The 11,079-nt window shown below is 73.5% G+C and carries 8 protein-coding genes and 2 pseudogenes; all 10 read left to right on the top strand.

The genetic code is table 11. From position 1 onward, the window contains the following. Positions 1-1,492: pseudogene (locus tag V7793_RS25570) on the top strand (hypothetical protein); the annotation flags it as partial. A gap of 142 nt (positions 1,493-1,634) precedes the next feature. Then, complete coding sequence (locus tag V7793_RS25565) at positions 1,635-2,666, top strand: isocyanide synthase family protein (protein WP_336010332.1); 1,032 nt, start codon at positions 1,635-1,637, stop codon at positions 2,664-2,666. A 62-nt stretch (positions 2,667-2,728) separates the two neighbouring features. Beyond that, the gene (locus V7793_RS25560; protein ID WP_336010330.1) at positions 2,729-3,655 is read left to right on the top strand and encodes a TauD/TfdA dioxygenase family protein; all 927 of its coding nucleotides are present in this window, start codon (positions 2,729-2,731) and stop codon (positions 3,653-3,655) included. Next, positions 3,652-5,166, top strand: a complete 1,515-nt coding sequence (locus V7793_RS25555; RefSeq protein WP_336010328.1) for a 4-hydroxyphenylacetate 3-hydroxylase family protein — start codon at positions 3,652-3,654, stop codon at positions 5,164-5,166. The genes V7793_RS25560 and V7793_RS25555 overlap by 4 nt, the downstream gene beginning before the upstream one ends. A gap of 34 nt (positions 5,167-5,200) precedes the next feature. Continuing rightward, positions 5,201-7,081 (top strand): asparagine synthase (glutamine-hydrolyzing), encoded by a 1,881-nt coding sequence (gene asnB, locus V7793_RS25550; protein WP_336010326.1) that lies wholly within the window; start codon positions 5,201-5,203, stop codon positions 7,079-7,081. Further along, positions 7,081-8,055 carry a quinone oxidoreductase family protein gene (locus V7793_RS25545; protein ID WP_336010323.1) on the top strand — a complete coding sequence of 325 codons (975 nt, stop codon included), beginning with the start codon at positions 7,081-7,083 and terminating at the stop codon, positions 8,053-8,055. The genes asnB and V7793_RS25545 overlap by 1 nt, the downstream gene beginning before the upstream one ends. Positions 8,056-8,067: 12 nt before the next feature. Continuing rightward, complete coding sequence (locus V7793_RS25540) at positions 8,068-8,979, top strand: catechol 1,2-dioxygenase (protein ID WP_336010321.1); 912 nt, start codon at positions 8,068-8,070, stop codon at positions 8,977-8,979. Positions 8,980-8,986: 7 nt separating this feature from the next. Then, positions 8,987-9,466, top strand: coding sequence for a flavin reductase family protein (locus tag V7793_RS25535; protein ID WP_336010319.1), 480 nt, complete (start codon positions 8,987-8,989; stop codon positions 9,464-9,466). A gap of 98 nt (positions 9,467-9,564) precedes the next feature. After that, entirely contained in the window at positions 9,565-10,728 is a 1,164-nt protein-coding gene (locus V7793_RS25530) for an AAA family ATPase (protein ID WP_336010317.1), read from the top strand. A 144-nt stretch (positions 10,729-10,872) separates the two neighbouring features. Continuing rightward, positions 10,873-11,079: pseudogene (locus V7793_RS25525) on the top strand (hypothetical protein); the annotation flags it as partial.

The following is an 11,079-nucleotide window of genomic DNA, read 5'->3' as shown; positions in this document are numbered from 1 at the left end:
CGTGCTGGCCGAGCTCACCGTGGGGGACCTCGCGGTCCGCACCTGTGTCGCCGCCAGCTACCACGGCCTGGCGCCGGACGCCGCCCGCGCCTTCCGCGCCGTCGGGCTGCTCCCCTCACCCGAGTTCCCCGGCTGGGCGCTCTCCGCCCTGCTCGACGCGGACGGCTCCGCGGCAGCGGGCTCTGCGGCCGGTTCTGCGGGCGGCCCCGAAGACGGCTCCACGGCGGGCTCCTGTTCCTCCGCCGTCGTGGCGGCCGACCGCGCCACCGACGCGCTCATCGACGCCAACCTCGTACAGATCGAGTCGGTCGGCGCGCACGGGCAGCCGCGCTACCGCATGCACGACCTCCTGCACGCCTACGCGGCCGAGCGCGCCGGCGCCGACGAGCCCCGGTCGTGGCGCCGGGCCGCGGTCGCCCGGGTCCTGGACGGCTGGCTCGCGCGCGTGCGCACGGCAGGGGGCCAGCTCATCCGCAGGGGCGCCGGCGGGCACCGGCCCGGCGAGGCCGGCGACCTCGTCGGATGGCTGGAGAGCGAGCGGACGAACCTCGTCACCGCCGTCGGGTTCGCCGCGGGCGCCGGATACGGCCCGCAGACCGCCGGGCTCGCCGCCGCTCTGGAGGACGTGTGCCACCTGCGGAACTGGTGGGACGAGTGGGAGCAGGTCGCCCGGGTCGCACTCGACCGTGCCACGGCCGACGGCGACCCCGTCGCCGCCGCGGTCGCCCAGGGCTCCCTCGCCCGGGCCTGCGCCGTCCGGGGCCGGGTCGACGACGCGATGACCCGCTGGGCTTCCGCCATCGAACAGCTGGACACGCTGGGCGAGGAGCACCACGCCGCCCGCCTGCGGATCCACCGCAGCTTCGCGATCGCGGACCGGGGCATGGCCGGGCTCGCCCACGACGACGCGGCCGCCGCCGCGGCCGTGATGAACCGGCTGGGCGACAAGCACGGCCACGTCATGGCCCTGCGCAGCCTGGCCTTCGCGCTCGCCTGCCAGGAGCGCGAAGCCGAAGCCGTCGACGCCCTCGAACCGTCGGTCGCGACCGCGGAGCGCCTCGGGCACCCGCTCGCCCTCGCCGACGTCCTGCAGATGCTCGCCTGGGCGGAGATCGGCCACGGCCGCGCCGAACGGGCCGCCCGCCACCTGCACCGGGCCCTGGCCGAGTACCGGGCGGTGCGGCACCGCCCCGGAGAGGCGTACGCGCTGCTGGCCCTGGGACGGATGCACACCGAGCTCGGCGGCCCCGGCCAGGCCGCGTGGGCGCTCGCCCCGCTGGACGAGGCCGCGTCCGTCTTCGCCGAACTCGGCGAACGCCGCGGCGAGGCGCTCACCGCCCTGTGGCTGGGCAGCACCCACGCCGCACTGGGGGACACCGGGCGGGCCGTGAGCCACCTCACCACCGCACTGACCGGCTTCCGCAGCCTGCGCATGCCGTCCTGGGCCGAGCGTGCCCAGCAGGAGCTCGCCGGCCTCACACGGGATGCCTGACCGCCGGACCCGGTGACCTGCGCCACGCCGTGACGGCGCGCGCCCCCGCCTGACGCCCTTCGACGCCTCCCTTGTGCGCTTCTCATGCGCTTCTCATGCGCCCGCCCAGCACGGTGGTGCGCAGTCCACGAAGGGAGGCGCGGTGTCCGAACAGGCCGCACCCGATATCGAACTGGCCGCCGTAGAAGTCATCCGGGAGGTCCTGTCCCACCAGCGCAGAATGAGAGAAGGCGGATGCGCCGGGCGGGTCTGCCTGCGGTGCGTCAGACATCACCTGGACGCGGTGCGCGGCGCCATGGAGGCCGGCCGGCGGATCGAATTCGTCCTCCCGGCCTTCCCCACGAAGTCCCCGAACCCGGCCAAGGTGCTCGGCCCGCTGCCGGACCTGGCCGAGGAACTCGCCCTGCGCTTCCTGAACTCGCTGTGCGAGCGCATCGCCGAGGTCCACCCGCCGGGAGCCGCCATCCTCATCTGCTCCGACGGGCGGGTCTTCAACGACCTGCTCGGCGTGAGCGACGAGAACGTCACCGCCTACGCACACGCACTCGACGCGATGATCAGGAGGATCGGCGCCACCCACCTCGAACAGTTCAGCCTCGACGACGTCTACCGCGGCGCCGGGCACGAGGACATGCGCGCCATGCTCTCGGCCGGCCACGCCCCGACGCTGGACGAACTCCGCGAGGAAGTACGCGCCGGGGGCGCCCCGCTCGCCATGTACCGGGGCATCACCCGCTTCATGCTGGAGGACCTGTCCGGCCCCGGCTACACGGGAACCCGCTCCGCCCTGCAGCGCAAGTGCCGCGACCTCGCGTACCGCGTCATCCAGCGCAGCCGGGCGTGGGGCAACCTGCTGGACCGGCTCTTCCCCACGGCGATCCGCCTGTCCATCCACCCGCAGCCGTGCAGCACGGGAAAGATCGGCATCCTGCTCGCCGACACCCCCGACACCTGGCTGACGCCCTGGCACAGCGTCGCGGTCGCGTCCGGCGGGCGCTTCACGCTCATGAAGCGCGCGGAGGCCGAGGAGGCCGGCGCCGAGCTCGTCCTCGCCGCGGGAAGCCCCAGCCACTACGTGCTGGAGCCGGCCGTCGAGCCCGCCGTCCCCCGGCCCGCCGCCGTGCCCGGGCCTCCGCCCGCGCACCGCGACCCCTGGAACCAGGCCTGCGCGTAACGGCCCGGCGTACGTCCGGCGCATCCCCCTCACATTCCTCTCACCCCCACAGGAGAGCCCCCATGACTGCTGAGCACGTGACCGCTGAGCACGACGCAGAAACGGCCCGCACGGCCCCGGCCGACGCAGCCACGGCCGTGGACGACGTCCTCACCGACCTGCGCCACGCCGTCGCGCCGATCGAACCCTTCGGCCTGGCGATACAGGCGCTGGAGCCGGGCCTGCACGTCCGCGACCTGCCCGTCGCACCGCTGCGCTCGCTCGTCCGCGAGCACCACCTCGTCCTGCTGCGCGACTTCGGCTCCTTCGACGGTCCGGACGAGCTCTCCGCCTACTGCGAGCGCTGGGGCGAGCCCAGCGTGTGGCCCTTCGGCACCGTGCTCGAACTCGTCGAGCAGGAGAAGCCCGAGGACCACATCTTCGACTCCAGCTACATGCCGATGCACTGGGACGGCATGTACCGCGAACAGATCCCGGAGTTCCAGGTCTTCCAGTGCGTCAGCGCCCCCGGGGCGGAGAACGGCGGCGAGACGACCTTCTCCCACACCACCGCCGTGCTGGAGCGCACCGACCCGCGGACCGTCGCCCAGTGGTCGCAGGTGACCGGCACCTACCACCGCGCGATGGAGTTCTACAACAGCGTCACCGTCTCGCCGATCGTGACCACCCACCCCGTCCACGGCGCCCCGGTCATCCGCTACAACGAGCCCACCGCCGCCGGCGACGCCGGGTTCGTCAACCACCCCGACCTGCAGTTCACGGGCCTGCCCGACGACGGGATCGCCGAGATGCACCGCAGCCTGCGGGCCGCGCTGTACGACCCGGCGCACTTCTACGCCCACAGCTGGCGGACGGGTGATGTGGTCTTCGCCGACAACTACACGCTGCTGCACGGCCGGAACGCCTTCACCAGCGGTGCCCCCCGGCACCTGCGCCGCGTCCAGGTGCTCGGCACCCCGGCGCTCGACAACCCGGGGCTGGTCCGATGACCGCCACCGGCAGCCTGATGACGGGCGACGAGTACCTGGAGAGCCTGCGCGACGGCCGCCAGGTGTTCCTGAACGGGGAACGCGTCAAGGACGTCACCCGCCACCCCGCCTTCCGCAACTCCGCCCTGTCGGTGGCCCGCCTCTACGACGCCATGCACGACCCGGCCACCTCCGGCGCCCTCACCGGCGTCGACGAGGCCACGGGCATCCGTACGCACAAGTTCTTCAAGCCCAGCCGCTCGGCGGCCGAGCTGGTGGAGGCCCGCGAGGCCATCGCCACGTGGGCGAGGATGAGCTACGGCTTCCTCGGGCGCACCCCCGAGTACAAGGCATCCTTCATGGCCGGCCTCGGCGTCAACGCCGGCTACTACGGCCAGTTCGCCGCCAACGCCACCGCCTGGTACACCGAGTTCGCCCGCAAGGCGCTCTACCTCAACCACGTCATCATCAACCCGCCCGTGGACCGCAAGCGGGCGATCCACGACATGGAGGACGTGTTCGTGCGCGCCGTGCGCGAGACGGACGCGGGCGTCGTGGTCAGCGGGGCGAAGATGCTGGCGACGGGCTCGGCCATCACCAACGCGGGCTTCGTCGCCCCCGTCGGATCGGCGGCCCTCGCGCCCGGCAAGGCGGAGGCCTTCGCCCTGGTCTTCTTCGTCCGCATGGACAACCCGGGCGTGAAGCTCGTCTGCCGCACCCCCTACGCGCAGCACGCCACGAGCCCCTTCGACGCCCCGCTCAGCAGCCGCTTCGACGAGAACGACAGCGTGCTCCTGCTCGACGAGGCGCTGATCCCCTGGGAGGACGTCCTCGTCCACCGGGACGTCAAGCGCGCCACCGGCTTCTACGCCACCTCCGGCTTCCCGAACCTGTACAACTTCCAGTCCGGCATCCGCCTGAGCGTGAAGCTGGAGCTCATGGCCGGGCTGCTCGCCCGCGGCACCCGGGCCAACGGCACCGACGAGTTCCGCGGCGTCCAGGCCGCCGTGGGCGAGGTCATCACCATGCGGGACATGGTGTGGGCGCTGACCTCGGCCATGGCCCACGACCCCGAGCCGGGCAGCGGCGGCACGGTCGTGCCCCGCCTGGAGCACGCCTCCGCGATGCGGATGTACAACGCCCAGGTGTGGGACCGCGTCCACGAACTGTTCGAGACCACGCTCGGCGGATCGCCCCTCGCCGTGCCCTCCGGCGCCCGCGACCTGGCCGACCCCGAACTGCGGCCGCTCATCGACCGCTTCTACCGCGGCGCGGACACCTCCGCCCTCGACCGGATCAAGCTCCTCAAGCTGGTGTGGGACGCGATCGGTACCGAGTTCGGCGGCCGGCACGAGCTGTACGAGCGCAACTACTCGGGCAACGGGGAGCAGGTCCGCCTCGACGCGCTCCGCTGGGCGACAGGGCGCGGCAGCCTCGCCCGCTACGAGGCGCTCGTCCAGGACTGCCTCGACGACTACGACCTCGACGGCTGGCGCCGGGGCCCCTGGCGCGACCCCGCCTCCACCGACTGAGACCGCCCACACCGACCGGGAACGGAGCACCACCATGTGCGGCATCACCGGCTGGGTCGCCTTCGGGCGCGACCTCACGGCCGAACAGCGGACCGTGGACGCCATGACCGACACCCTGGCCCCGCGCGGGCCGGACGCCCGCGGCGTGTGGCTGGACACCCACGCCGCCCTGGGACACCGGCGGCTCGCCGTCATCGACCTGGAGCACGGCACGCAGCCCATGCACACCCCGGAGACCGGACCCGGCGGCGACCGGCCCCGCGCCGTCATCTCCTACGGCGGCGAGATCTACAACTTCCGCGAGCTGCGCGAGGAACTCGTCCTCCTCGGGCACCGGTTCACCACCCGCAGCGACACGGAAGTGGCCCTGCGCGCCTACCTGCAGTGGGGCACGGACTTCGCCCGCCGCCTCAACGGCATGTACTCCATCGCCATCTGGGACACCGCCCGCGAGGAGCTGCTCCTGGTGCGGGACCGGCTGGGCGTCAAGCCGCTCTTCTACCACCTCACGGCCGACGGCCTGCTCTTCGGCTCCGAGCCCAAGGCCGTCCTCGCCAACCCCCTGGCCGACGCCTCCGCCGGAGCGGAGGAGCTGTGCGACGCGCTGCTGTTCCTGCGCACCCCGGGACGCGTGCCCTTCCGCGGCATGCGCGAACTGAAGCCCGGCCACCTGCTGCGGGCCGGCCGCGACGGCATCACCGAGGAGCGCTACTGGGCCCTGGAGGCCCGCCCGCACACCGACGACCTGCCCACCACCGTGGCCACCGTCCGCGAGCTGCTCGACGACATCGTCCCCCGGCAGATGGCCGCGGACGTGCCCCTGGTCTCCCTGCTGTCCGGAGGGCTCGACTCCAGCACCGTCACCGCCCTCGCGGCCCGGGCGCGCGCCGCCGACGGCGACCGCCTGTCCACCTTCTCCGTCGACTTCACCGGTCACACGGAGAACTTCCGGGCCGACGCCATCCGCCCCACTCCCGACGGGCCGTACGCCCTCGAAGTCGCCCGGCACATCGGCAGCGACCACCACGCGATCGTCCTCGACCGCACCCGCCTGCTCGACCCGGCCGTCCGCCGCACCGTCCTCGGCGCCTGGGACCTGCCGTTCAACTTCGCCGACCTCGACGTCTCGCTGTACCTGCTCTTCGCCGCCGTCCGGCAGCACGCCACGGTGGCGCTCTCCGGAGAGGGCGCGGACGAGGTCTTCGGCGGCTACCTGTGGTTCTCCGACCCCGGGGCGCGCAAGGCCGAGACCTTCCCCTGGCTCAAGCTGGGCGCCCACCGCGGCCTCGACCCGCGGTCGCTGTTCCACCCCTGGTTCATCGACGGGATCGACCTGGCGGAGTACGAGGCCGACCTCTACCGCACGGCGCTCGCCGAGGTCCCCGTCCTCGACGGGGGAGACACCGAGAACGCTGCGGAGCGGCGCACCCGCGAACTGGGCTACCTGACGCTGACCCGCTGGCTGCCCATCCTGCTCGACAAGAAGGACCGCATGGGCATGGCCAGCGGCCTGGAAGGGCGGGTCCCGTTCTGCGACCACCGCCTCGTCGAGTACGTCTTCAACGTCCCCTGGGAGATGAAGACCTTCAACGGCCAGGAGAAGGCACTCCTGCGGGAAGCCGCCTCCGGCCTCCTTCCGCAGTCGGTGCTGCGCCGCAAGAAGGCCGCCTACCCGTCCATTCAGGACCCCGCCTACGACCGCTCCCTCATCACCGGGCTCGCCGCCGCGGCGGGCGACGGGGACGCGCCGCTCAGCCCGTTCCTCGACGGAGACGCGGTGCGGCGGATGACCGCCAGGACGGCCACCGGCAGCCTGTCCGAGTTCGAACGGATCCTCGTGGAGTCCACGGTCCGCATGGACGACTGGCTGCGCACGTACGACGTCGAACTGACCGATGTGAAGGGAACGCACTGATGCACGCGATCGAGATCCGCGAGACCGGCGGACCCGAAGTCCAGCTCTACGTGGAGAAGCCCGATCCGGGGCAGCCCGGCGAAGGACAGATCCTCGTCGAACTCGCCGCGGCCGGAGTCAACTTCATCGACCTCTACCGGCGCGAGGGCCGCTACCCGCTGCCCGTCCCCTGCGTGCCCGGCGAAGAGGGCTCCGGCACCGTCCGGGCCGTCGGCCCCGGCGTCACCCGCTTCGCGCCCGGCGACCGCGTCGCCTGGACGACCGTGCTCGGCAGCTACGCCGAACACGTCCTCGTGCCCGAGGACAAGGCCATCGTCGTGCCCGGCGCCATCGACCTGCCGACGGCCGGCGGCGTGCTCGTCCACGGCATGACCGCCCACTTCCTCGCCCACGACTCCTACCCGGCCCGGGAGGGCGAGACGGTCCTCGTCCACGCCGCCGCCGGCGGCGTCGGCCTGCTGCTCACCCAGATGCTCAAGCGGCGCGGCGCCCGCGTCATCGGCACCGTGTCCACGGAGGAGAAGGAACGCACCGCGCGCGCCAACGGCGCCGACGAGGTCGTCCGCTACACCGAGACCGGCGACCTGGCCGCCGAGGTCCGCGCGCTCACCGGCGGGGAGGGCGTCCACGCGGTCTACGACGGCGTCGGCGCCGCCACCTTCGACGCGAGCCTCGCCTCGCTGCGCACCCGCGGCACGCTGGTCCTCTTCGGGGGCGCCAGCGGCGCCGTGCCGCCGGTCGACGTGATGCGGCTGCTGTGGGGCGGCTCGCTGACCCTGACCCGGCCCTACCTGGAGCACTTCCGGGCCACCGCCGAGGAGTTCGAACGGCGGGCGGGCGAGGTGTTCCGGGGCATCGCCGACGGCACGCTGACGTTCACCGTCGCGGGCACCTACCCCCTCGCCGAGGCGCACCGCGCACACACCGACCTGGCCTCCCGCCGCACCTCCGGAAAGCTCCTCCTCGTCCCGTAAAGGAGACCGCCCATGGGCGACATCGCCGGTGCGGGCCTGCTCTCGCACGCGCCCGTCATCATGTTCCCCGAGCCCGCCCGGATCGAGGCCAACGGAGGCCGCGACTTCACGCTCGCGACCGGCCTGGAACAGCTCCGGAGCGAGCTGACCGACCCGGCGGGACACCCGCCGGAGTACGACACCGTGGTGGTCTTCGACTCCCACTGGGCGACGACCACCGAGGCCGTCATCACAGCCCACCCGCGCCGTACGGGCCTGTTCACCTCCGACGAGATGCCGGGCGCGATCAGCCGGCTCCCGTACGACCTCCCCGGCGACCCGGAACTGGCCCACGCGGTCGCCGCGCTGGCGGAGGAGCGGAAGGTATGGATCGCCGCCAACGACGACCCGCACCTGCCGATCCACTACGCGACGCTCAACCTCTGGACGTACCTCGGACAGGGCGCCGGCGCGGGCACGGCGGGCGGCAGGCCCTGGGTGTCCGTCTCGGTCTGCCAGACGGCGACCACCGAGGACTTCCTGAAGATCGGCCGGATCGTGGGGGAGGCCGTCGGCGGCCTCGACCGCAAGGTGCTGCTGCTCGCCTCGGGCGGCCTCTCCCACCGCTTCTGGCCGCTGGCCGAGCTGCGCAACCGCATGGCCGGGGACCCCGCCAACATCGTCACTGCCGAGGCACGGGCGGCGGACGAACAGCGGATCGCGTGGCTGGAGGCGGGCCGGCACGACCAGGTGATCCGGACCATGCCGGAGTACCTGCGGTACGCACCCGAGGCCCGGTTCGGCCACTACCTGATGCTGGCGGGCGCGCTGGGCGGCGAGGCGTGCGCGGCGCGCGGCCGCCGGTTCGGCGCGTACGAGAACGGGATCGGGACCGGCCAGGTCCACCTCTGGTTCGACCTGCCGGCCGGCGCCGGGGGAAGGTGACCGACCGGTGCTCACCGACGAACGGCTGCTGCGGACCTGCCTGGGGCACTTCGCCACCGGCGTCACGGTGGTGACGTGCGACGTCGACGGCGCCCCGCACGGGGCCACCGTCAACGCCTTCACGGCGGTCTCGCTGGACCCCGCGCTGGTGCTGGTCTCCCTCCACCGCGGCAGCAAGGCCGGCCGGCACCTCGCCGGCGGGCCCGGGGGCAGGCCGTTCACGGTGAACGTGCTCGGCCAGGACCAGAAGGACCTCGCCGAGCACTTCGCGGGCCGGCCGGCAGCGGCACCGCCCCGGTGGGCGCCCCGCCCGCCCACCGGCCTCGCACCCCGCCTCGCGGGCTCGCTCGCGACGCTCGCCTGCACGCCGTGGGCTGTGTACGACGGGGGAGACCACGTGCTTGTCGTGGGCCGGGTCGAGGAGGCCGAGTACCGGGAGGGCGGCCGGCCGCTGGTCTTCTACGAAGGGGAGCTCAGGGGGTTGTAGCAGGGGGCGCAGGGGCGCGGGCCGCGCGGCTTCAGGGCGATGTCAGACCCCCTTGGCACACTGAACGGAAGATCCACCACGAGGTGCCGAGAGGTCCGATGCTCACCACTGTCGCCGTCGAGAACTACCGATCCCTGCGCCGGCTGATCGTCCCCCTGGACCGGCTCAACGTGATCACCGGGGCGAACGCCACCGGGAAGTCCAGCCTCTACCGGGCCCTGCGGCTGCTCGCCGACTCGGCGCGCGGGGGTGCGGTCGCGGCGCTGGCGCGTGAGGGCGGGCTCGCCTCGACGCTGTGGGCGGGGGAGCGGAAGGGCAGCGGGCGCTCCCCGGCCGCGAGCCTCCGGCTCGGGTTCGCCGGGGACGAATTCGGCTACGCGGTCGACTTCGGGCACCCGATACCGACCTCCGGCAGCACGGGCGCGCCGTCCATGTTCAACCTGGACCCCGAGATCAAGCGGGAGTGCACCTGGGCCGGCCCCGTGCTGCGCCCGGCCGCACTGCTCTCCGACCGCTCCGGGCCCGCCGTGCGCACCCGCACGGCGAACGGCAGCTGGCACGACTCGGTGAACGCCGTCCGCCCCTACGACAGCATGCTCAGCGAGCTCGCCGACCCGCAGCTCGCCCCCGACCTGCTGCGGCTGCGCGAGCACATGCGCTCCTGGCGGTTCTACGACCACGTGCGCACCGACGCTCACGCCCCCGCCCGCAACGCCCGGATCGGCACCCGCACCCCGGTGCTCGGCCACGACGGATCGGACGTGGCGGCCGCCCTGCAGACCATCCGCGAGATCGGCGACCACGAGGCCCTGGACGCCGCCGTGGACGCGGCGTTCCCCGGCAGCAGGGTGGAGATCGTCAGCGAGGGCGGCCGGTTCGAGCTCAAGCTGCACCAGCGCGGCCTGCTGCGCCCGCTCGGCGCGGCCGAGCTGTCCGACGGCACGCTGCGCTATCTGCTGTGGACCGCGGCGCTGCTCACCCCGCGCCCGCCCGCGCTGCTCGTCCTCAACGAGCCGGAGTCCAGCCTCCACCCCGACCTGCTGGCCCCGCTGGCCGACCTGATCCTCACCGCGACCCGGGACACCCAGATCGTGGTCGTCACCCACGCCCCGGGGCTGGCCGACGCCCTCCGCGCCGGCGCCCGGCGCCACCGGCTGGACGTCAACTCGATTGCCCTGGTCAAGGACGGCTCCGGGCAGACGGACGTCGCGGGCCGCGAGAGCCTGCTCGACGAGCCGCTGTGGCACTGGCCCAAGCGCTGACGCCCCGCCAGGACCCGTAAGGGGCCCGGGGGGAGCCTCCGGCCGGGGGAGCGGCCGGTGTCGGTCCCCGCAGCTAGAATGCGGCGTTTGTTCGATTGGGTGGGCCGCGCCGTGCCGCGGTCCCTGAGCCGTGGGGGGTACCGCATGAGGGCGAGACTGAGAGAGACCGCGGAAGAGCTGGCCGGCCTGCTGTGGCGGGAGTACATCGTCTACCGCGACCGGTCGGGGGAGGTGGTGATCCGGGGCGAGCACGTCCAGCGCTGGATCAGCCTCGCCCCCGCGGCCGGCGCCGACGAGATACTCGTCCGCGCGGGCCGCATCCTGGACGGCGGCACCACCGCCCCGGCGCGC

The organism is Streptomyces sp. KLMMK (assembly GCF_036961605.1).
GTDB lineage: Bacteria > Actinomycetota > Actinomycetes > Streptomycetales > Streptomycetaceae > Streptomyces > Streptomyces telluris.
Note: the sequence above shows the minus strand (reverse complement) of the source record. Positions and strands in the feature narration are given on the sequence as shown.

Coding starts and splice junctions, on each gene's coding strand:
- V7793_RS25560 (WP_336010330.1), top strand. CDS start 2,729: ATGACTGCTGAGCACGTGACCGCTGAGCACGACGCAGAAACGGCCCGC.
- V7793_RS25555 (WP_336010328.1), top strand. CDS start 3,652: ATGACCGCCACCGGCAGCCTGATGACGGGCGACGAGTACCTGGAGAGC.
- asnB (WP_336010326.1), top strand. CDS start 5,201: ATGTGCGGCATCACCGGCTGGGTCGCCTTCGGGCGCGACCTCACGGCC.
- V7793_RS25545 (WP_336010323.1), top strand. CDS start 7,081: ATGCACGCGATCGAGATCCGCGAGACCGGCGGACCCGAAGTCCAGCTC.
- V7793_RS25540 (WP_336010321.1), top strand. CDS start 8,068: ATGGGCGACATCGCCGGTGCGGGCCTGCTCTCGCACGCGCCCGTCATC.
- V7793_RS25530 (WP_336010317.1), top strand. CDS start 9,565: ATGCTCACCACTGTCGCCGTCGAGAACTACCGATCCCTGCGCCGGCTG.